This is a genomic window from uncultured Clostridium sp. (assembly GCF_963515715.1).
Classification (GTDB): Bacteria; Bacillota; Clostridia; order Clostridiales; family Clostridiaceae; genus Clostridium_AW.
On sequence record NZ_CAUPZS010000020.1, the window covers coordinates 26,985 to 50,485 of the forward strand.

Sequence of the window (23,501 nt, forward strand, 5' to 3'; positions counted from 1 at the left end):
TGAACTATATATCATTAACATTACATTTTTGTTATGTTAATGATAAATTTGATTATTTCAATTTTAAGTTTCTATTATATTTTTTTAAAATTAAATAGTGCAAGAACCTCTTGCACTATTTATCATTCTGTATTAATATTTCTTTTTTTCTTCATCCATTTGCTCACCGTAAGGAGTATAACTTAAGATCTTTCTTTAATCATTTAATGATAATTCAGATTTAAATATTATCACAGCATTTCCAGAAACCTTAACTTCAATAGGTTCTTTATCTTCTATTTTCACCTCAACTTCAATAATACCTGGTCGTTTTATAGCTTCACCTTGCTTAGCCTTAAATTTAAACAAAGAATTATTGTGCTTAACAAGATTATGATGAACAAGATATGCACCCAAAGGACCATTTGCGTTACCAGTAACAGGGTCCTCATTAATACCTATTGCAGGAGCAAACATTCTACCATGTATTAAAATTTCGCTATCCTGTGAATTAACCACAAAAACATAATATCCATTACATTTAATAATCTTACTCAATATAGAAAGTGCATCATAGTCTGGCTCTAATGTATTTAAAGCTTCAATGCTTTTTATACCAACCATAACTTTAGAGTGACCTGTTGAAACGATCTGAATTTCATAGTTTTCCAGTAAGTCATCATTTTTTATATTAAGAGCCGCCAAAAGTTCTTTTTTATTTTCTCCATCAATAGTTGCACCAAACTCAACTTTACCCTGAGTCATAACAACTTTGTAATCCTCATTTTCCTTTATTATATCCACAGGTAAAATTCCAGCACCTGTTTTATGATAAACCTTTGAAGTATCTAGTCCATTTTCAACTGCACGAGCATAATGGGCTGCAATAGTAGCATGTCCACAGATGGGTACTTCATTTGTTGGAGTAAAGAATCTTACATAAGCATCATACTCCTTGTTATTTGAAGAGAAGATAAATGCTGTCTCAGAATTATTAAGTTCCCTAGCTATTTTTTGCATTTCACCCTCGGTCAGTCCGTCTGCATTGGTTATCACTCCTGCTGGGTTTCCCGTGAATTTTTCATTTGTAAATGAATCAATTTGATATAAATTATATTTCCTCGCCATGCTTTTTCCCCCTAAATATATTATGAATCTATAGATTAGAATCCATTCTCTTAGTTTTTGGTAATTGATATCCAGGCATTATATAATTAATTATAGTTTTCTTGGAATACACATACAAGTAGACATTTCACTATTGACCCTTTTACTTCTTTGCAGTATGATAAGTATCAAAAGTATGATATTTACTCTATTGTATAACTCAAGATTAAGAAAAAGGAGAGATAACAACATGGACGATGGTAACAATAAAGCATCTGATAATAAACATGAAGGTAAGTACATGAGCTCAGTAAAAGTTGGAGCAAAGGGTCAGATTGTAATTCCAAAGGAAGCACGAGACTTATTTGGAATCAAACCCGGTGATACATTACTTTTACTTGCAGATGTGGACCGTGGAATAGCCATTCAAAGCTTTGAGGCCTTTGAACATTTTGCCAATGAAGTATTTCGTGCAAAAGAAAATCCTGTGGAGGCTGAAGATTAATGTGGATAAAAAAATGAGCCTATATCTAGGCTCTACTCTTCCACACAATATGAATTTAACTTTTATATCAATTTCAAAAGTTCATCAAAACTATCAATAACATAATCATACTCTTTAATCTGTCCAAAACCATATCTTGCGTAAATAAAAGGTATACCAGCAAATCTCGCTGCCTTTAAGTCCCCCTCAGTATCTCCAACATATACTGAATTGTTTAAATTGTTTCTTTCTATTATTAATTTTATATTTTCACCTTTAGTTAATCCTGTTCTACCTGCGTTTTCATAGTCTATAAAATATTTATTTAATCTATGTGATTTAAAGAATGATTCTATATATCCACATTGACAGTTACTAACAATAAACAGATTATACTTTTTTGATAATCCCTCTAAAGTTTCTTCTAATTTATCATATAAGATGGCTCCGTGCTTTTCTAGATGTTCGCATTCACTCTCACAACAATCTTTCATTATTTCAAATCTCTTAGCATCTTCTAAGTATGGAAAGAAAATTTTTGCAATATCACTTATTACTAATCCCATAACTCCCTTCATATCATCAACTGTTAATCTATTTTTTACTTCATCATATTTATCTAATGTTTTATTCCAAGAATCTACAACACTGCTTGTGGAATCCCACAAGGTCCCATCCAAGTCAAAAATAATACTATCTATTTTCATAATTCCTCCATTTATTTCACAATATCTAACAAAATCATAACAACTAACTTCAATAACTTATTACTATAATATTTATAATTATATCATAATTCTGAAATCCAAAATTCAGCCTCTTCAATACTTTTAAATGTCCTGAATTGATTTCCATTATTAGATTCAATGACCATTTCTTTAAATCTACCCTTAACTTTTTCTTCATCTAAAACAATTCCAAGTTTTATATTATAGTTTATAAACTTTTGCAACATTATTCCTGCCAGCCCGGTTCTAAGATTAAAGAAACCTTCTGAAAATGCGTTGTCGTAGAATATTGTTATATTCACATCATTCTCCATACATATAGAAATAATATCTAATATATCTTGCTCTGAAGAAATTTGTTTTTCCAAAGAAATACATTCAATATATTTTTTATTGTATTTTTTTATTACTTTATAATTCATTATTTTTGTCCCCTTATAAATCCTTTTGGTATACTATGAGTGAAATTGTACTGAGCATACCTTCAGTAAATTTCGTACTTCCCCACAATATTACTTTTAATCTGTTTTCTTTATCATCATATTTCATATTAATTGTAGACTTTCCCATTTTAGGGTCTTTGCAGTTCATCATAGCTATAAGAGTGTTTGATACCCTCATATACTCATCTTTATCTATATCGCTGATGTCTACAACGGTTGATACATTTATCTTTTTCTGTACAGTATCACCTTCTTCTCCATTAGTAGAAAAATCAATACTTGACCCTTGACTGGTTTTTTTATCATTAATATTAACATTATTTTTTTCCATAAAGACACTTAAATCATGACCGGAAATTCTCCATTGCTTTCCAACTTTGCTTGCTCCAAGCTTACCTTCTGTTATAAACTTTCTTATAGTTTTGTGATGCATACCTAACATTTCTGCGATTTTATCTATTGTATAAAATTGATTCTCCATAAAAAATCTATCCTTTCAAAATTAGTTTATAATCAAATTATAATAATTCCTTTTGCATCCGTCAAGTGTTTTGTTGTATTTTATTTAACTTTACTATAATTTGTTGCACTTTATTTAACTTTTTTCATTTTGTTTACATATTATAAAATGTCCATTTATTTATCAAGTGATTCTTAGCTTCAGATGAAGTTTGCTTAAAAGGAATACTTACTCCAACTGAAGCTTATTAAGAGAGTTCTTAGAAGCTTTGCTTCTTAGAAATCCTTATCCTTTAGGGGAAGAACTTATCCACTATTTAAACAAAAACAAAACCCTCGATATTACTCCCGAGGATTTTATTGTCGTAGCTCTATTTCAGTGAAAAAGAGACATTCTTCAATTTCATCTTTTCTATATTTTAATACTTCGCTTCTCTTTATTAAGAATTCTTTGAATTGCATATTTCCCGGTAATTGCTGCACCTGGAAGTCCGCCAGGTGGGCTTATCCATTGACCTGCTAAGATTACATTGTCAAGCCCTTTAATATACGCAGATGGATAGGGAATCTTGGCACTATGCTTTGTAATCATAAATGCTTGATTATAACCCTTATATGCATTGCAATAACGCTTATATGTCATAGGTGTCCAAATATCCAAAATTCTTAGCTTCCCTTTATATTCTGGAAATCTTTCTTCCACCTTTTTTAAAACTATATTTGCAAATTCTTCTTTTTTAGCGCGATATTTGGACTTATCCTTATAAAGTTCTACCCAGTAATCATAGGATTCCTCTGTAAGACCTAACAAGGTCTGAACAATTTGCTTGCCATCAGGTGCAAAGCTAGGCTCATAGGCAAAGGATTTAATGGTAAGTCTGTCATTTACCCATGGGGCAAATTGTGAATCACTAAAGTCAATGATTTTCTCTGATCCAACTACATCTACGTCACTATCAACTGCAAATGCAACCTGAAACATTCCATAGACAGGATATGCTTTCCTATTTTCATACATTTCTTTCATTAATGGCTCCATATAGGATTTGTCCAATAAATGTCCAAAGGTATAATCTGTATCACAAGCACATATAATATAATCCCCATGAATCTCTGTCCCATCCGCTAACTGAATTCCTGTGGCTTTTCCATTGTCTAATATCACTTTTTCTACGCTAGCATTGGTAAATACTTTACCACCTAAACTTTTATATTTTTCTTCCATACGAAATGCCATGTTCCTTGAACCACCCCTTGGTATGCCACCATCTCCACTTATAAAATTACCATAAGCCATAGGAAATGAACTTGCCAAAGATTCCTTTGTAACAAAATCAGTAACCATACATCTTATTAGTGGATGCTTAAATCGATTTATCAAATCTGTACTATCCATGCCAGCATAGGCTTTAAAAACAGCCATGCTTTCCTTCATGGTCACTCCCATTTTAATCATATCAATAGGATTCATCAGTTCAGGTGGCTTCCCTGCTGGGATTTCTACCTTCTTTGACATTTTTACAAATTTCATAAGATGTTTTATTTCCTCTTCATCCTCAGGCGATAACGCAATCAGCTCTTCCTCAGTGCGTTCTAAATCTTTCCAAAGGGTAATGCTCTCTCCATTTAACTCAGATGTATACATTCTATCCGAAGTAATAACCTCTACTCCATCACCAATAGCACCTACCGTCTTCCAAATTTTATTAAGTTCCGTACCTTCTGTGGTACCCATAAGCCAATGAATACAGTTATCAATATGATATCCTTCTCTATCCCATCCGGTACACTCACCGCCTACAATGCTGTGTTTTTCATATATTTCAGATTCAAAGCCTGCCTTCTGTGCATACACACCTGCTGTAAGACCACTGATACCCCCACCTACAATTACTACTTTTTTCATTGACATATATCCCTCTCATTCTAGTATTACTTTTTATTATAATTTAATATTTGTATAACTTGTTATACTTATAATACAATTCTACTCCATCTCTGTCAATATAATTTTCCATAAATAATGTAAAGGATAAAGGCATAAAAATAGCTCTTACCTGTATTCTCTATACAAGCAAGAGCTATTGTACTTTTATCATATATATTTATAGACTTAATATATTGACGTTGTTGCCTTTGTATTTAGCTTAATTGAATACAAAGAAAATATTATCAAGCTATGTCCATATCTTCAAATTGCGCATGGTAAAGCTGTTCGTAATATCCCTTCTTCTCTAGTAGTTCATCGTGAGTTCCCTGCTCCACGATATTTCCATTGCTCATTACCAGGATTAAGTCTGCATTTTTAATTGTAGACAATCTGTGGGCGATTACAAAGGAAGTTCTGCCCTTCATAATGTTTCTCATGGCATCCTGAAGCTTTTGTTCCAGCCTTGTGTCCACGGAGCTGGTGGCTTCATCCAAAATCATGATAGGTGGATCACAAAGAACGGAACGTGCTATAGTTAAAAGCTGTTTTTCTCCTTGGGAGATGTTGCTGGCCTCTTCATTCAGTATCATGTTGTAGCCTTCAGGCAGGGTGGTAATGAAGTGGTGGACATTTGCCACCTTTGCAGCACGGATGATCTCTTCTTCGCTGGCGCCTTCTTTTCCATAGGCTATATTTTCTTTAATACTGCCATTAAAGAGCCAAGTGTCTTGAAGAACCATTCCGAATTTTGCTCTAAGGTCATCACGTTTCATATGGCGAATATCCACACCATCTATCTTAATGGATCCACCGGTAACATCATAAAATCTCATCAGTAGATTGATTAATGTAGTTTTTCCTACACCGGTAGGACCTACTATTGCAACCATCTGACCACTTTTTACTTCCACATTTAGATCATGAAGCAAAGGTTTCTCCTTTGTATAAGAGAATGCCACATCCTCAAAGGACACATTTCCCTGCACTTCTTTATGTGATTTTATCATCTCTACTTCTTCTATTTCTTCTAATCCTTCCACTTCTTCCTCTTCATCTAAGAATTCAAAAACTCTGTGAATTGCCGCTACAGAGGACTGAATTGCTCCGGATAGCTGAGTTATCTGGGACATAGGCTGGTTTACCTGCCAAATATAACGGATAAATGCCTGGAGCTGTCCTACAGTAATGGTTCCCGCAATGGCATAAAATGTGCCTGCAATGGTTACGCAACCAATTCCAATATAAGTTACAAAGGTTACAAGTGGGGACATTAATCCGCTGATGAACTGAGCTTTAAAACCACTTTCACACAGTTCTTCATTGGCATTCATAAGTTCTTCCAATGTATCTTCCTGTTTTCCGAATAATTTAATTTCATTAAAGCCAGTAAATTTCTCTTGAACAACGCCGTTTAAATGTCCCAGAGCATTCTGCTGCTTTTGGAATATTGGTTGAGATTTTTTAACGATCACCTTGGATATGATAGCGGAAACTCCTATAATTGCCACCGCAGACAGAGCCATTACCCATTGAATCTTAAACATCATATATACCGCAAGGCTCAATCCTAAGATAGCATTTAAAATCTGGGCAAAGCTTTGCTGAAGAGCATTGGAAATAGTCTCCATATCATTGGATACACGGCTCAAAATATCTCCCAGTGCATTTCTATCAAAATATGAAATAGGAAGTCTTCTGATTTTGCCTTGCACGTCATTTCTCAAATCCACCATAGCGCTTTGGATTGCATCGGTCAATAAGAACTGATAAGCAGAGTTGCTTAAAGCCCCTGCCACATAGACACAGATTAGAGTTGAGATAATTTTATTGATTTTTGCAAAATCCACCCCTCGTCCTCCCATAACATCGGAAAATAACTGAGTGGTAATCATCCCTTCTAAAGTTGGGCTTAATGCAATCAAGCAGGAAGCTACAATAATTAATAATATTGCTAAGATAATTTTTATATTATATTTCTTCAAATAGGGAACCAAACGTTTAATACCAGTGTTTTTCTTCTTCATCGTTCCAATTCCTCCTTTGACATCTGGCTAGCCGCTATCTCATAGTAAATTTCGCAGTCTTTTAGTAGCTGCTCATGAGTTCCCATACCAACCACTTTTCCTTCGTTTAGTACAATAATCTTCGTAGCATCCATAATGGAGGATACCCTCTGGGCCACAATCAGGGTAATAGCACCTGTAGTCTCACTTTTTAATCTCTTTCTCAGTTTGGCATCTGTTTTAAAATCCAATGCGGAAAAGGAATCGTCAAATATATAGATGTCTGGCTTTCTTACAACAGCCCTTGCAATGCTCAGCCTCTGTTTTTGTCCACCAGATACGTTACTTCCTCCTTCTTCTATCATTTCCTCAAACTGATCTGGCTTATCTGCGATAAAATCATAAGCCTGGGCAACTTTAGCACTGTGCTCTATTTCAGATTGTACAGCATCATGTTTACCATAGCGTATGTTTTCATTGATACTGCCAGAAAACAATAGAGCTTTTTGGGGAATAAAACCGATTTTTTGACGCAATGACATTAAATCGTATTTCCTAATATCCACTCCATCTACTTTGATACTGCCTTCGCTTATATCATAGAATCTAGGAATCAAATTTATTAATGTACTTTTACCGCTACCGGTACTTCCAATAAAAGCAATGGTGTCGTCTTTTTTTGCCTGAAAACTTATGTCATGTAACACAGGTACTTCACCATCGGGATACTTAAAAGTTACATGTTCAAATTCTAAGGTTCCGCTTTCATCTCCATGAGTTGCTGCATTTTCCGGATTTTGAACAAGCGGTTCTTCTTCCAGCAGCTCCTGGATACGTTTGGCACTGATTTCTGCACGGGGATACATAACGAATGCCATAGAAAACAGCATCATAGAAAACATGGCATGGAACATATATTCTTGGAATGCTACTAATTTTCCTACCTGTAGTGTGCCTGCATCAATCATGCGGCTAGATAAGATAAATACAATGACAATTCCTATATTTAATAACATAAAAAAAGCTGGCTGCGTAACAGACATCAGCTTAAATAACTTTTTCGCATTAGATGCGTAATCTTCATTAGCTTCAGAAAATCGCTGAGTTTCATAGCGATCTTTTCGGAATGCACGTATAACTCTAACTCCAGTTAAATTCTCCCTAGTAATACGATTTAACAGGTCCATTCCCTTCTGTTGCTTAGTGCTGATTGGGTTACTTGTCCTAGCAATGAGATATACTCCAAAGCAGATAATAGGAATACAACCTCCGATTACCATAGACAATGTGGTGCTTGTCTTTATTACCATAAACATGCTGATTAAAATCATCACCGGTGTTATAAGCACCATTCTAAGTAGAACATTGATAAATTGCATAAGGATAAAAGCGTCATTGGTTGTTCTAGTAATCATACTGGATACACCGAATTTATTGTATTCTGTATGAGAAAATTCCTGTGCTTTTTTGAAAATATCATTTCTTATATCTCTTGTAATTGACGTACTCACCTTGGAACTGCAATAGGTCAGCACAATGTTCCCAATACCACCTATAACGGCTACCGTCAGAATGAGAACACCTAATTTATAAATATAAGCTCTATCGTTCAATACAATGCCTCGGTCTATCATATTTGAGACAATTGTAGGAATCCCAAGCTCTGCTGTAGCAAATCCAAGTACCCCTAGGATATTGAAGAATACATATAGCTTGTAGTTTTTTAAATACTGTAAAATTAACTTCATATTCAACCCTCTCTTGTTAGTGATCTTTTCTAAAATCAATACTTGCTTTCCCCGTGAATATATAATATGATAAACTATAATGTTACCTTATAGTCAAGAGAAAATTTAAAATTCACCTATCTAAGATTGATCCTTCTAGTCACATCATATCATTAGCTTGTCTCGCTTCTCAAGTTCATAGATGATTATGTATCAAAGTCGTTCATATTTAATTCTAAAATTGCAAATAAAAAAATCGGTATTCAATTATCTATATTAATAATATTAAAATACCGATTTGTATTTATATTATTTGTTTTTTTCTCTAATTACTCTTCTAATACTATGCTCAGTAAGGTAGTACTGCCTAGCAAGTTCTTTAATAGATATTCCTTGATTGTATAAATCAAAAATCTCTCTATTTCTTTCCTTCAAACTATCTTTTGCACCACTATTCTCTCCCCAAGCTTTCTTATTCTCACATTTTACAGGTATATATAAATACCCACCCTCTATATACTCTTGAATTAATTCAATTACATCTTCTGGCAATATATTTTGTGCCTTTTCATATTTCATAATCCTTGCTCCTATCTACTTTTAATCTGTAAATAATGAAGCAAAGAACACTTAAACAATTAAAGCATATTTTAAAATTGTAGTTATATTAGAAGAACAAGGCTTTCAAGTTCCTCCAAGAGCAATCATTAAGATTAAAGATCAAATTGAATGCATAAGAAAAAGCACTAAAATCAATACTTGCTTTCCCCGTGAATATATAATATGATAAACTATAATGTTACCTTATAGTCAAGAGGAGATTTTAAAAATGAAGGAAAAATTTTTTACTACTGGGGAATTTGCTAAAATGTGCAATGTGGAAAAACATGTTCTATTTCACTACGATGACATAGGTTTGTTCAAACCGGAAATCATCAAGAAAAATGGTTACCGTTATTACTCTTACCATCAGTATTTTACCTTCTCTGTTATCACCAACCTAAAAAAACTGGGAATGTCTTTAAAGGACATAAAAATCTATCTCGAACAGCGCAATCCCTCCATGTTCTTAGATTTGCTAGAAGAAAAAAGTAAACAAGTAGATGAAAAGATAAAATATTTTCAGGATATACAACGAAATATTCAAAATATGAAAGCTATGACTACAGAAGGCATAAACAGCCACGATAAAATCTACCTAGAAACCCTACCCCCACAAATTATTCTTCCATCTGATAATATGGAAAATTCCCCTAATAAAAGTTTCGCCAACTTTATGCAGGAATATATTAAATTCTGCCAAGGGCTAGGAATTACTGTTCAAGAATCTGTGGGCGGCATCATGTCGGTGAACAATCTGCGTAAGAATAATTTCACAAACCTTTCTCATTTATATATTAATGCTAAATCCTTTCTACCTGGAAAAACAGTAATCCGCAAGCCAGGAACCTATCTGTGTACATACTTTGAAGGAGCATACTATGACTTATACATTGCTTATGAAAAAATGCTGAATTATGCCGATGATAATGGAATTATTTTGGGGGATTACTCTTTTGAGGAGTATCTAATTTCTGATATTGCCCAAAAAGAAGAGAAGCATTATATTACCAAGCTGATGATAGAGACTTTAGAAGATGAAATGACTTAACATAGTGCAGGCATCTGCCATATGTTGAGTCATTCTTATCTTATGCTCGCTCATACTTTGGTGGCAAATTCCTCTTATGTTCATTATACTTATGCTTCAACTTGATTTTCTCATCTATTTTTTTATCTCCACAGCTTCCATTTTCTATATACTCATTAACTTGTCGATAGGTAAAGCCTAATTTTTCCTCATCAGATTTTCCGCTCAGCCCATCATTTGGGGTTTTATGAACCAATTCATAAGGTAATCCTAAAACATCTCCTATTGCTACCACCTCTTCAGTAGTTAGGTCTCCTATAGGATTAAAGTCAAAAGCATTATCACCCCATTTTGTTGTATATCCTACAAAGCCCTCTGACTTATTTCCAGTACCACATACCCTATAGTGCATGTTAGCTGCAATTCCATACAGAGTAGTCATTCGGAGTCTCGGAGGAATATTGACTTTAGCATCAATAGATAAACTTTCCTCTTGAATAGCTTCCAATAATCCATTATAGGCTTTTTCTATATTAACTATTTTATAATTAATTCCAAGAATATCTACAACCCTTAAACTATCATCTATATCCTTCTGCTCACCATTTGGCATTAATACTCCAAATACTCTTTCTTTTCCTAAAGCTTCAACTAATAACTTAGCTGCTACGGAGCTATCCTTTCCACCGCTAATTCCAATAATAGCTCCCTTAGCATTAGGTTGAGCTTTAAAATATTCCCTAATCCAATTTATAATATTTTTACATTCCCTTTCTTCATTAAAATCTTTTCTCACTTTTTACCCCTCCATTGAAAATCGAAAAATAGTTTCTTATATTATGATAATATTATTTAAAATCTTGTTAGAATGCTATTAAAACCTTTCGTGTAGCCTATTTCTTATTTCCGATAATGAATAATCTTTTATCAACTTACCATCTTTGAATACAATTTCTAGCAGATTACCCTTACACTCTGCTTGCTCTTTTAAAGTTAATTCATCTTTATATAAAATATCCTGTCCTTCTCTATATACATAACACATTCCCTTTTGTGACTTTTTAAAGTTATCTTTATCCGTTTTTGGAGCCTTGAAGATAAACTTTTCTTCACCATCTATTACTGCATGGGTAGCCTTTAAAGCAAATCCAAAAGTATCTCTAGTATTGTATTGGTAGGTGTATGAACCTATCCCAAATACACAGTTATTTACTGCAAAGCCCTTTTCCTCTAAGCCTTCACAGATTTGTTTGCATCTTTCTACAGTTATGCTGTCTCCGTAAATTGTCCCTATTTTACTATTTAGAACCTTATATCCTTTTGAATTGATTTCACCACCAAATATGTCCCATAGTAGCTCAACAGTTCCCTTATATTCCTCACTATCTTTTGGTGCATTCTTATCCCCACAAATTATTTTTACCGGATCTCCACTATCCCCTCTAATAACAATTTTTCCATCTCTATTTATAATATCTTCTTTTACCCTTGGAAGTATATCTGTTATAACATTCCAATAATCATAGGTGTCAGATACTATGCTCAAAACTCCATTTGGAAATACTTCAGTGATCAATCTCTTATAGGCCTTATATTCATCTTCTCCGTAACTGCACATTACACTGTGTTCTGTAGAAGGTGTTCCTAGTCCAACTATTTCCTCTTCTATATTACAATTATAATATTCCTCTAAATAGCTGATGGCAGGTATTGTTGCCGTTCCTACAAATGAAAGCAGGTGTGCTGCACCACTAAGCTCCGCACTTTCCACAGAGCTAAAACCTCTCATGCTAAAATCTCCACAAGCTTTTTTTATATCACCATTTTCTACAGTAAGATTAAAATACTTTTTTATTATTTCTCTGTACCTATATGCAATAGTGGCACTTGTCATTGGCTGCCATATATTACAACTCATAAAGGTTTCTAAATAATTCACTAGCCAGGCAAAATCCTCATGGGTATTAGTAATTTCAATCATTGGCGTTTTAATATTAACCCTCAAGCCTTCTGCTACAGCTTTAATTTGTATTGGCAAATACCCTAAATCATGCAAAGCTTCTATATGCTTTGTATCTGCCGCCATATTTCCCATGGTTTTAGATATAATTCTTTTATACTCAGAAACCACTGCCTCTTTATCACTTTGAAAGAAATTTTCATTAAAGTACTGAATTAAATACTTCTTTATAAAAGGCTGTAGCCCAAACATAACAACTTTATCCATATCATCTTTTCGAGACATCCTCGGAGTCCAATAGCTTACTAATTTAATCATTCCCGGTGCATAGCACATATGATGGATTGTTTTATAAAAATCCGTTAATAACAATGGGTTTGTCATAATCATTTCCCCCTATTAATTACCTTTCCCTGTAAGCCTTCAATTACATCTAATGCCTTTTCATGTAAAGTTTCATCAAAACTGGCACAAAGGCTTGCGTCTACTATGATGTCAGCTTCTCTATATTGGGACTGAAACAGTACCACGTTGCTAATTACGCATATATTAGTAACAACTCCAACTAACTCAATTTCTTTAATGTCCTCTCCTACTTCATTAGCTATTTGAAGCATATCCTCTGGAGATATCCCAAAGCCCTTTTTTTCATAATGCATTGTATTCTCTGAGTTTGAGAAATCATTTATCTTTCCATACAGCTTATGACCCTCAGTACATTTGATACAATGTACCACAGGTAAGTTTTTACCCTCTCTAGTTTGTAAATATTCTTCATAATGAGTATCGTAAGTGAACAATACCTTGTCACCGTTTTTTAAATATTTATTGATCTTATCATATATACCTTGCTCTAAGGTTACCGCTTTTTCAAATCCTAGTGTTCCGTCTACAAAGTCCTTTTGATAATCAATAATTACTAATAGTTTTGTCATAATAAATACCCCCTTAAATTTTATACACCTTAATTTTTTCATGGTCTTTACTTAAAATACTATTGGTTGTATATATACCCGTTATTAAATCACAGGTTAGAAGCTCACCTTGAAAAACTGTATTTTCACAATGGGTAACTACCAGATATATTTCCGTTGCCCCAATTTCCTTTAGCTTAGAAGCTGTAAGCATAAAAGTGCCACCCTTTGAACATAAATCATCCACTATAATTGCCTTAAAGCTTTTACTTTCCGTATCCCCATTTATCTCTAATTTCTTAATAAATCCTGTTTTAAAGTCCCGTTCTTTGTTTGCAGTTAAAATCTTTTCATAGTCTATTTCTTTCCCATATCTCTTTGCTGCACCTGCATCAGGATAAACTAAATATACCTCTTCTTTTCCATTATTCAATTCTTTTAAGAGGCTCTCAGCTAACATTTTAGACATATTCACTACCTTAACTCTATCTAACAATGCGGTTGATACCTCTGAATGCGGCTCATAAATAGTTACGCTTTCGAAGTTTAAGCTATTAATTAGCTTACATAAATGCTTTAATGTAAAAATAGTTATACCCTCGGTCCTATCCATTCTGCTGTACGGCATATAGGGAAGTATTAAATTACATTTTATTCTTAATTCATCTAAATGGCTTTTTAAAAATATTAAATGAGTTATATCTTCATCCTTCTCAAAACAAACTCTAATCTCATTATCACCACTTCTTAACTTTAAATTTTCACTATGAATCAGAGATTCACCATTAGGAAATTTCTTAATATCAACTCTCTCATTATTAAAATAAATCATTTTATAATCTCCCCATTTTTAAAAATTATGCTCCCAATTTTCATTAAATTTAAATACCTTAGCTGGCCTAAAGGGTTTACCCTCTATTTTTTCATCAGTTTCTATAATCATTTCTCCCATCTTTCTTCTGAAATTTAAAATTTCTCTTCCCATTATTGCTTCATAGACATTCTGCAGTTCCTTTACAGTAAATACTCTTGGCAAAAGATTAAAGGCAATTGGCGTATACTCTACTTTATTTCTTAATCTATCTATTCCATAATCTAATATCTTATAATGATCAAAAGCCAATTCCTCTGTAGAGTTATTTAATAACCTATAAGATGTTTCCTTCCTTCTAAAGATGTCTCTTCCGATTTTCTCTATTACTTCATAATTCATTATTATTGTTTCATCAATGGATTTAAGAGATAGAAGATGTTTGTTTTCTATATACTCTTCATACTTTTCAGAACTAATAAGGGTTTTATCTACCCAAAACCATTCACTTTTATTTTGCAGATCCCCTTCTTTTAACCTTATGCTGCTCTTTTCCACTAAAGCAATATTTCCTACACTAATAACCCTTGTTCTTTTATCTCTATGAACATCTCCAAAAGTATAGAGCTGCTCTATATAAACATTATCTATTCCTGTCTTCTCCTTAAGTTTTCCCTTAGCACTTACCTCTAAGCTTTCTTCTACACCAACAAAACCACCTGGAAGCGCCCATTTACCTATATAGGGATGGTCATTTCTTTTAATCAAAACAACCTGCATTCCTCTTTTTGGTACCTTTCGGAGATTATCTTCTTCCTTTTCATCAGTTGTCAATATTATGATATCATTTGTAACACTTGGTCTTTTATAATCATTCTCATCGTAACTTTTTAAGAATTTTTCTTCCTTATCTATAAAATGTTTATCCAAAATTATTTTCCACCTCAACTTAATCTCAGTTAGATAATATCAAATTGATATTATGTATTTATAATATAACTTATTTTACTGTATGTCAATAAACATTTTAAATTTTCTCACACTTAAATCGGTGGTTGGAATATTTTTATCATAAGTAATTGATAAAAAGCAGCGCATTAAATTTCAATTTAACACGCTGCCGTTATTATTATTTAATTATTATTACTTAATTATTCTTATATAAAACCCTTTAAGCTAATACAGGTATCATGCCACTATTGTTTTCTAGATTATTCCTATCTTTTTCATAATCATTACGTGATTTTTGTATAGTTTCATTGATTTCATTATATCCATTTTTAGCTATGTTTTTTATATTAGCTGAAGAATTGCTTATGCTATCAACTACAATTTTGCTTGCATCTTTAACTTCAGTTATAACTGTTTTTGCTGTATCAATTACATCCTTACTAACTGATACAACTGCCTTTTTAACTTCTTGAATACAAGACAGTGAATTTTCAATATTATTCTTTATGTCTTTATAATTCTTTTTAATTTCATTATATCCTGTTGGAATTGTATTTCTTATTTCTTTTATTGGTTCCTTTATGGAGTCTATTCCAACTTTGATCATTCCACCAGTTTTAACTACTTTACTTATAATGCCGCTATTTGGATTGTTCCACTCACCTTTAATTCCATCCACCGACACTTTAATTTTTCCTGCTACTTCTATAACATCTTTCCCTACTGTGACCGCTGTCTTTACCATTGTATTTATTAGAGATGTAGCTGAATTTTTAGTATCTTCAGCTGCTTTTTTCAAATCGGCGGCAGTAGTTGTTACTTGCTTAAAGGTACTAGCTATTTGTGATGCACTATTTGTTATTTTTTTAGTTACTGAATCTGACATGTCTTTTATAGTTTTTGCTACAACCTTAGCTGTATCAACAACAGTATTTGACACCGACTTTACTGTTTTAATAACACTTTCACCTACAGAAACTGCTGTCTTAACAAATTTTGAAACCTCACTAGTTGCAAAATAAAATTTACTAGCTGCTGATTTAAAAAATCCTCCTATTGAACTCTTAGTTGTCTTCCTTTCTTTAGATGTAACCTCTGAAGAGTCTTTCACAGCATTAACAATTGACGATTTATATTCATCTTTAGCTGCTTTCATGTTAGTAATTTGTACATCTGAACTGGGATTAGTATTTTCCACCTTTCTATCTTTGATCTTATTATCATTGCCATTGTTGATAATATTTGCGTTTAGACTAACATTGTTAGTTATTTTCATACCCTTTCACATCCTTTTCTTTTTTATTTGTTAAATAATATATAATCACTACTAAGTGCTTATATCTTGTAAAGCTACATTCACAAACTAATATCTTATTTCTCCTTGTGATGAATATGCTGAATTTTTCCATAATTTAAATTGGTCTTCTAATATAAATTCACCATCTATAAAAAATCTCATTGTCCAATTTCCAAGGGGATATTCACGGGTATTGTCTGTTAAATCCATCCAAAACCACAACATTATTGGTTCTTCATCATTTGGTGGCGTAAATAAATTATTCTCAGTTACTTGGAATAACTCTCCTACAGGTGTATACCATGCTGTTGTTACAGTGTGTAATCCTGTTACATTGGTGAATTGAAATCTTGTTACTATTTTCTTATCTAAAGCTACATTAAAAACTTTTTTATTCACCATATTTTCTTGCTCACTTACTACAGAACTTATATTGTAATTTTCTATATGTGTTGTATATTGAGTATTATTGTACATCCTCTGGCCATTTTCATTAATCTTAATTATAGACCAAAGTTCTTCATTATCATCTGGTAAATATATATTTGCAGTTGGATCATTAAGTCTTAATTCCCCATTAATAAGAAATCTATAGGGATGCTCACCTGTTGGTAAATCACATTTAAATGTCCACTTATTATTCTCTTTAACCATAACCCCTTTGTTATGATCATAATCATTAAACTTTCCTATTACAGATATAGTTTCAATTTGGAAATAATTATTTTCTTCATATTGAAAATTTACTTCCATAATAAAACACCTCCTATATGTTATAACGTGATATGGTTCTTTTAAAAATATTCTATCTACTATATATATCGTTAAAATTATCTCAAACTTTAGTTTATAGTTAATATAATCATATTTTTTATATGTGCTGCTATTATAGATATTCTTATACTTTTTTTATTTGTTTCCCATCTCTTATTCATTGTTGCTTTAAATAGCTCTTTCCTTCTAAACACTTGATTTCATAAGCTATTTTAATATTTCAAGGGTATTGCTTATGTGTTTAATTGTATGAAAACCCTCAACAGAATTAATCTGACAAACTATTGTCAAATTAGGCATATTAAAAAATAGCTAGTTGAAGATGAACTGGTTTGTTAGTTATTTTTTTAACACACTTAAGCGTTATTTATGTCTTTACATAAAAATAGCTAGTAAAACTCAATGTATTTTACTAGCTTACTTTTATATTAAGTTCCACAATAGGTTCGATACGCACAAGTTGATGGTTCAGGCGATGTAGCGTAATAATCCTGCTCTCTAGAGTGAGCATAGGGTTTTGAAAGAGCATCTACAAGTCGCTCCATCACACTATAATCTCCTTTTGTCACTGCAGCTTCTAGCGCTTCTTCTACCCTGTGGTTACGTGGTATTACTGCTGGATTACTCCTTTGCATAAGCTGCTTTGAGGAGGCTTTTGATTCCTCTTGTCTTGTTAGTCTCTCCTGCCATAGCTCATACCACTTATCAAATTCCGTTGCACCAAACAGTGCAGTATCCTCCCTCTTATCAAAAGTTAATGCACGGAAGGTATTGGTATAGTCTGCACCATATTTCTGCATTATACTTAGAAGACCCTCAATTAGGTATTCATCCTCAGACTCTTCCTTAAATATTCCAAGTTTTGCCCTCATTCCAGAAAGCCAATTATCCTTATACAAATTAGCAAAATCTGAAATCGCATTCTGTGCTAGCTTGAGAGCCTCATCCTCATCGCTATGCAACAATGGTAACAGTGTTTCAGCAAACCTTGCAAGATTCCAGGCAGCAATATTAGGTTGATTACCATAAGCATATCTACCATAAGTATCAATGGAACTAAATACAGTTCCAGGGTCATAGACATCCATGAAGGCACAGGGACCATAATCAATTGTTTCTCCACTAATTGTCATGTTATCGGTGTTCATTACTCCATGAACAAAGCCAGCCAGTTGCCATTTTGCAATAAGCTCAGCCTGGTTTTTAATTACTTCCTGAAGCAAGAAAAGGTAGCGGTTTTCTTTATCCTCCCCTTCTTGAAAATGTCTTTGCAAAGTATAATCAGCTAGGGCTTTAAGTTCTTTAACTGTACCCCATTGGGAAACGTATTGAAATGTGCCAACACGTATATGACTAGAAGCTACACGAGTTAGTATTGCACCAGGTAGTTCCCTTTCCCTTACTATTGACTCACCTGTTGTAACCACCGCTAGACTACGGGTGGTAGGAATACCTAGTGCATTTATTGCCTCACTTATAATGTATTCTCTTAGCATTGGACCTAACGTTGCTTTCCCATCGCCTCCTCGTGAATATGAAGTTCTACCTGAACCCTTAAGCTGAATATCAAATCGCTCATCTAATGGAGTGATGTGTTCCCCAAGAAGAACAGCTCTCCCATCACCTAACATGGTAAAATGCCCGAATTGATGTCCTGCATAGGCTTGAGCAATAGGTGTAGACCCTTCTGGAGTCTTGCTTCCTGCAAGTATATCTACTCCATCAGCACTTTCTAGTGCTTTGGCATCTAGTCCTAAGGATGCTATTAAGGGATAATTCAGTACAGACAATTTTGGTGATGGTACATGGCTTGGGCTCTGTCTAGTAAAAAATATTTTTGGAAGGTGAGCATAACTATTTTCCAAGTTCAATCCTGTTTCTATTGTTACTTTTCCTTCTTTCATTGTATCTCCCTTTCTTCTTTTATTTTTTACATGAAACGAAAATCATAGAAGTTATAATTTTTAAGATATAAACTTTTGTAATAACTCGACTCTTTTTAGTTTATACTTCTAAGAATTTATTATTCTCCTTCTCACTGGGAATTGTATTTCACTTAACCATTCCTCCACAGAATCTTTATTCCATATTCCATCAATATAAGACTCTCGTGGAAAATCTATTAATTCAAAACCATTTTCCTCCATCCATTGCATTACTGCTCCATAAGCCTTTGGAAATCCGTCATATGAACCCTTATGTAATACGCAAGCTGCAGTTTCTACCTTATCTATCTTTTTAAATTTAACCATATGAGAATCTTCTTTTTTCTCTGTAACCGCCTCACATATTTCTACATCTACATTAGTTTCCTTATACTCTCCATCATGATAAATATTAAAGCAATACTCAGGAACTGCACAAACACACCCAAGCCTCTCCATTTCTCTTCCCATTGGAGGAATAATTTCGAGTAATTTATTATAGCTAGGAATAATAGTTCTCATAGATGCCACAATAACCTCTGGCAATTCCTTTAAAATAACATTATAATCTCCAACTTCATTTTTATGATGTAAATAATATTCCACCTGAGATAGCTTCATTGTTTCTTCTGCAATCTTCTTTAAAAGATCTGCTTTCTTTTTAATTAATAAGGCTTCTACAGATACTCCCTTTTGAACCTTTCCTATTTCCTCTAATGATAATCCCATTTGACGAAGGGATAATATTTCATGAAGCATTGGAATTTCTGCTGAAGAGTAATATCTATATCCTGTAAAGTCATCAATATAAGCAGGCTTTAAAAGTCCAATTTCATCATAATGATGAAGAGTTTTAATTGTTACCCTGTTCATTTGTGAAAATAGTCCTATCTTATATAGAGTTCTTTCTTCCTCATGCTCACATTTATACATGTTATCCATAAACTTTGTCCCCCTTACTCCCACTTAAATAATTTAATAGAAAGTATTACTGTAATAACTGTTGAAATAATCATTACTAAAAGTGGCGCCTGTAAATTTGTTTCTATTCCTAAAGCATATCCTTTTAATAGCTTAATCCCTTGTGATAGAGGAAGTATATTTGAGAAATACTGCAATGGTTTAGGTAGTATTGAGAAAGGAATTGTTGCACCAGATAAAAATAGCATTGGAAAATAAACTAGTGTACATACTAGATTTGCCTGTTTTATGTTTCTACACAAACTTGCAATTAACATTCCAAAGCCATACATAGATGCCATTACTAAAAAATATGCACATATAACCCCCTTAACATTACCATTCATTTTGTATCCAAAGAATATTTTCATTACGATCAACACTGATAAGCTTGATACAATTGCTGTAATCATATTAAGAACCACTTGTACAAATAATATTATTGCAGGACTAACAGGGGTAACAAAATACTTCTTTAATATCTTTTTATCTCTATAATCTGCTATTCCCAGTGGTATTCCCATAAATGCAGTTGCACATATTCCCACAGTAATAAGAGCGGGAATATTTTCTTGAATATAGCTATGAGTCGCTCCAGCATAAGCTGGTTTATTTCCAGAAATCATACCTATTAACACTGCAATCCCAATAGGCATGAATATGCCAAAGAATACTCCATCAATTCCTCTTAATGCTAGCTTTCCCTCTATCTTCACTAAAGTTAAAAACTTTCTCATACTATCTCCTCCTCTCCCATATGCCATAAATAAGCTTCCTCTAACTTGGCATATGGACTGGCGGAAATAACTTCTTCTACGGTTCCACTAATAACTTCTTTTCCACTCTTTATAATACATATTTTATCACATAAGGCTTCAACTTCATCCATATAGTGTGAAGTTAATAGTAAGGTTACTCCCTTTTCCTTTAACTCACTTAGTTGTTTCCATACCTCTCTTCTAGCTACTGTATCTAGCCCTGTTGTTAATTCATCTAAGAAAATAACCTCTGGTCTTGGTAATAACGCTAATAATATGGATAGCTTTTGCCTTTCTCCTCCTGATAAAGTGGATACATATTGATTCTTAACCTTGTCTAATGAAAATTCTTTTAATAGCTTTTGGTAATCATCTGCTTCTTTATAAAGCACTGAAGTTTCTTCACATAATTCCAATACTTTTATTCTATCTTGGTAGGAGTATTGTTGTAATTGTACTCCTACCCTTTCAAATAGTTTTTTTCTATTTTTTACTGGCTCCATGTCTAATATTCTTACTTTTCCATCCTCAAAGGATTTTAAGCCTAGAATACAATCAATGGTTGTGGATTTTCCTGCTCCATTGTGACCAAGCAACCCAAAGAATTCTCCTTCTTTTACACTAAAAGAAAGATTATCTACTGCCAGTTTATTATTGTAACTCTTTTTTAAGTGCTCCACTTCAATAACATTTTTCATTACTTTACTCCCTTCTTACATAAGATATTGATTACATCTAAACAATACTTCCTCCTGTAAGGTGAGAGTCAATGGTGCTTTAAAAAAATAACAGTTAATCTAAAATAAGCCAATGACACCTTCCATATCATTGGCTTATTTCTTAGTCTTTAATAATATTTTATTTAATTCAAACTCTTTCTCTGCTCTTTACATAAGGCCATAACTTTTCATATTTATATTACTTTTTATATTACTTTTTTCTAACGGGTATCCAAACTTCGAATTTTGCATTAGTTGGATCTGGATTTAAATATAATTCAATGTCTGGTGCATCTGCATATTCATACCCTGATGTTGGCAACCACTCTGTAATTACTCTTCTTTCAATTTCTTGAATTGCTGTTGGCATAGCTCCCTCTCCAGGGAAAACTGCCCAAGTGCCTGCTGGTATTATATATTCGTACATACCTTTTGGAACTTCTTTATTTGTTTCTGTGGCTATATAATATTCCCAATTATTTAAAGCATCCATACAAGCGCTAACCCCTAATATCCCCTTAGAACTTTCATCCATAAGAGACACTATGTCATTAATCACTCCATTTTGTGATGATTCTTGCCATAGCTTAGGTACAGCTTCAAAATTTTTGTCAATATTCTTTTCTAATAGTGCTTTTACTCCCACTATTCTAATTTCTTCCTTATTAACTATACTATATTCCATTTCCCCTACTCCTTTTATTGTTATTTTAAAACTAATAGGAGGATATGCTTTTAGGATTGTCCCTTCTTTTTGTGCTACTGAAGGTGATACATTATGTATCTTTTGAAAGGCTCTATTGAAAGCAGTTGGAGAATCATAGCCATAACGCAATGCTACATCAATTACCTTATCTCCATTTTGCAAATCAAGGGCAGCTCTTGTTAATCTTCTATTTCTTATGTATTCTGATAGCGGTATTCCTGCTATATATGGAAACATCCTTTGATAGTGATATACAGTACAGTAGGCAATTTTTGCTGCCTTTACATATTCAATTTCTCCATCTAGATTTGCTTCAATATATTTAAGCGATTCGTTTAGTCTTTCTAACCATTCCATTAAGCCATCTCCCTTATAAATAATAGTATAGTAGATAATTATTATAAAAACCTCTCATTTTCTGCACAGATATGAGAGGCTTATCTCTTAATTTAATATTATAATTTTTTCCAACTAATTGCAACATAAATACTGTATTATTCTTTTCTATTTAATTTTCTTTAACATAAATGTATTTGCTAATTATTATAGGCTTCCATTTGCTTATTAATATCTTCTTCACAAGAACGCATAGCTAAAATTGTTTCTTCAAATAATTTATCTAGATCCAAACCAAGCATCTCTGCACCTTGCTTAATTACATCACGTGAACATCCAGCGGCGAATTTCTTATCCTTGAACTTTTTCTTAAGACTTGAAAGTTCCATATCCATAACACTCTTAGATGGGCGCATTCTTGCAGCTGCACCAATCAATCCCGTAAGTTCATCCACTGCAAATAATACTTTTTCCATCTCATGCTCTGGTTTAGGAATTTCTCCTGAACAAAGTCCATATCCATGACTAGCTGCTGCTCTTATTAATCTTTCATCAATACCGCGTTCTCTCATAATTTCTTGAGTTTTGATGCAATGTTCTTCTGGATACATTCCAAAATCTAAATCATGAAGTAGTCCAACTAAAGACCAAAATTCTGCTTCATCTCCATAGCCTAATTTTTTTGCAAAATAATTCATGGTACCTTCCACTGTCAAAGCGTGTTGAATATGAAACTCCTCCTTATTGTATTCCTTAAGTAAATTCCATGCTTCTTCTCTTGTTATCATAGTAATATCCTCCTTTAAAAATTATAAAATATAATATTAGAATAATATTTTTTCATTTTTCTTGTATCATTTAAGCGATTGCGTTATAATAATTTACGAACGTTAAATATAT

The 23,501-nt window shown here is 33.0% G+C and carries 23 protein-coding genes; 2 read left to right on the forward strand and 21 right to left on the reverse strand.

From position 1 onward, the window contains the following. Positions 1-195 precede the first annotated feature (195 nt). A complete protein-coding gene (locus tag RYO54_RS13605) occupies positions 196-1,107 on the reverse strand; it encodes a PhzF family isomerase (protein WP_315119767.1) in 912 nt (303 codons plus the stop codon). A 229-nt stretch (positions 1,108-1,336) separates the two neighbouring features. Between RYO54_RS13605 and RYO54_RS13610 the strand changes: the two genes are divergently transcribed. Then, positions 1,337-1,591, forward strand: coding sequence for an AbrB/MazE/SpoVT family DNA-binding domain-containing protein (locus RYO54_RS13610; protein WP_315119769.1), 255 nt, complete (start codon positions 1,337-1,339; stop codon positions 1,589-1,591). Between the two features lie 62 nt (positions 1,592-1,653). On the opposite strand, the gene RYO54_RS13615 is transcribed toward RYO54_RS13610, so the two are convergent. The 7 genes from RYO54_RS13615 to RYO54_RS13645 all read right to left on the reverse strand — a co-directional run bounded on the left by RYO54_RS13615 (position 1,654) and on the right by RYO54_RS13645 (position 9,439). Next, positions 1,654-2,277, reverse strand: a complete 624-nt coding sequence (locus RYO54_RS13615) for an HAD family hydrolase (RefSeq protein ID WP_315119771.1) — start codon at positions 2,275-2,277, stop codon at positions 1,654-1,656. 83 nt (positions 2,278-2,360) lie between these two features. Continuing rightward, entirely contained in the window at positions 2,361-2,720 is a 360-nt protein-coding gene (locus RYO54_RS13620; protein WP_315119772.1) for a DUF4180 domain-containing protein, read from the reverse strand. A 13-nt stretch (positions 2,721-2,733) separates the two neighbouring features. After that, positions 2,734-3,222: a helix-turn-helix domain-containing protein gene (locus tag RYO54_RS13625; protein WP_315119773.1), complete on the reverse strand. Its 489-nt coding sequence runs from the start codon at positions 3,220-3,222 to the stop codon at positions 2,734-2,736. A 390-nt stretch (positions 3,223-3,612) separates the two neighbouring features. Then, entirely contained in the window at positions 3,613-5,106 is a 1,494-nt protein-coding gene (locus RYO54_RS13630; protein ID WP_315119775.1) for an NAD(P)/FAD-dependent oxidoreductase, read from the reverse strand. Between the two features lie 266 nt (positions 5,107-5,372). Then, the gene (locus RYO54_RS13635; protein WP_315119779.1) at positions 5,373-7,154 is read right to left on the reverse strand and encodes an ABC transporter ATP-binding protein; all 1,782 of its coding nucleotides are present in this window, start codon (positions 7,152-7,154) and stop codon (positions 5,373-5,375) included. After that, on the reverse strand, positions 7,151-8,881 hold the full coding sequence (locus RYO54_RS13640) for an ABC transporter ATP-binding protein (protein WP_315119782.1): 1,731 nt from the start codon (positions 8,879-8,881) through the stop codon (positions 7,151-7,153). The genes RYO54_RS13635 and RYO54_RS13640 overlap by 4 nt, the downstream gene beginning before the upstream one ends. 288 nt (positions 8,882-9,169) lie before the next feature. Continuing rightward, complete coding sequence (locus RYO54_RS13645) at positions 9,170-9,439, reverse strand: CD3324 family protein (RefSeq protein ID WP_315119784.1); 270 nt, start codon at positions 9,437-9,439, stop codon at positions 9,170-9,172. 250 nt (positions 9,440-9,689) lie between these two features. On the opposite strand from RYO54_RS13645, the gene RYO54_RS13650 reads away from it, so the two are divergent. Next, positions 9,690-10,511, forward strand: a complete 822-nt coding sequence (locus RYO54_RS13650; RefSeq protein ID WP_315119787.1) for a MerR family transcriptional regulator — start codon at positions 9,690-9,692, stop codon at positions 10,509-10,511. A gap of 40 nt (positions 10,512-10,551) precedes the next feature. Here the strand turns inward: RYO54_RS13650 and nadE are convergent, their stop codons facing one another. The 13 genes from nadE to RYO54_RS13715 all read right to left on the reverse strand — a co-directional run bounded on the left by nadE (position 10,552) and on the right by RYO54_RS13715 (position 23,389). Further along, positions 10,552-11,286 (reverse strand): NAD(+) synthase, encoded by a 735-nt coding sequence (nadE, locus tag RYO54_RS13655; protein ID WP_315119789.1) that lies wholly within the window; start codon positions 11,284-11,286, stop codon positions 10,552-10,554. 78 nt (positions 11,287-11,364) lie between these two features. Next, complete coding sequence (locus RYO54_RS13660; RefSeq protein WP_315119792.1) at positions 11,365-12,834, reverse strand: nicotinate phosphoribosyltransferase; 1,470 nt, start codon at positions 12,832-12,834, stop codon at positions 11,365-11,367. A gap of 2 nt (positions 12,835-12,836) precedes the next feature. Continuing rightward, the gene (locus tag RYO54_RS13665; RefSeq protein ID WP_315119794.1) at positions 12,837-13,385 is read right to left on the reverse strand and encodes an isochorismatase family cysteine hydrolase; all 549 of its coding nucleotides are present in this window, start codon (positions 13,383-13,385) and stop codon (positions 12,837-12,839) included. Positions 13,386-13,398: 13 nt separating this feature from the next. Then, a complete protein-coding gene (locus RYO54_RS13670; RefSeq protein ID WP_315119797.1) occupies positions 13,399-14,196 on the reverse strand; it encodes a ribose-phosphate pyrophosphokinase in 798 nt (265 codons plus the stop codon). Positions 14,197-14,214: 18 nt separating this feature from the next. Continuing rightward, positions 14,215-15,105 carry an NrtR DNA-binding winged helix domain-containing protein gene (locus RYO54_RS13675; protein ID WP_315119800.1) on the reverse strand — a complete coding sequence of 297 codons (891 nt, stop codon included), beginning with the start codon at positions 15,103-15,105 and terminating at the stop codon, positions 14,215-14,217. Positions 15,106-15,346: 241 nt separating this feature from the next. Next, positions 15,347-16,402, reverse strand: coding sequence for a hypothetical protein (locus RYO54_RS13680; protein ID WP_315119801.1), 1,056 nt, complete (start codon positions 16,400-16,402; stop codon positions 15,347-15,349). An 87-nt stretch (positions 16,403-16,489) separates the two neighbouring features. Beyond that, the gene (locus tag RYO54_RS13685) at positions 16,490-17,176 is read right to left on the reverse strand and encodes a hypothetical protein (protein WP_315119803.1); all 687 of its coding nucleotides are present in this window, start codon (positions 17,174-17,176) and stop codon (positions 16,490-16,492) included. A 449-nt stretch (positions 17,177-17,625) separates the two neighbouring features. Further along, positions 17,626-19,101, reverse strand: coding sequence for a protein adenylyltransferase SelO family protein (locus RYO54_RS13690; RefSeq protein ID WP_315119804.1), 1,476 nt, complete (start codon positions 19,099-19,101; stop codon positions 17,626-17,628). A 108-nt stretch (positions 19,102-19,209) separates the two neighbouring features. Further along, positions 19,210-20,064, reverse strand: coding sequence for a MerR family transcriptional regulator (locus RYO54_RS13695; RefSeq protein WP_315119806.1), 855 nt, complete (start codon positions 20,062-20,064; stop codon positions 19,210-19,212). A gap of 14 nt (positions 20,065-20,078) precedes the next feature. Then, a complete protein-coding gene (locus RYO54_RS13700) occupies positions 20,079-20,819 on the reverse strand; it encodes an ABC transporter permease (RefSeq protein WP_315119808.1) in 741 nt (246 codons plus the stop codon). After that, positions 20,816-21,538: an ABC transporter ATP-binding protein gene (locus tag RYO54_RS13705; protein WP_315119811.1), complete on the reverse strand. Its 723-nt coding sequence runs from the start codon at positions 21,536-21,538 to the stop codon at positions 20,816-20,818. The genes RYO54_RS13700 and RYO54_RS13705 overlap by 4 nt, the downstream gene beginning before the upstream one ends. Positions 21,539-21,770: 232 nt before the next feature. Beyond that, positions 21,771-22,622: a GyrI-like domain-containing protein gene (locus RYO54_RS13710; protein WP_315119814.1), complete on the reverse strand. Its 852-nt coding sequence runs from the start codon at positions 22,620-22,622 to the stop codon at positions 21,771-21,773. A 179-nt stretch (positions 22,623-22,801) separates the two neighbouring features. After that, entirely contained in the window at positions 22,802-23,389 is a 588-nt protein-coding gene (locus RYO54_RS13715; protein WP_315119816.1) for a hydrolase, read from the reverse strand. Positions 23,390-23,501 lie beyond the last annotated feature (112 nt).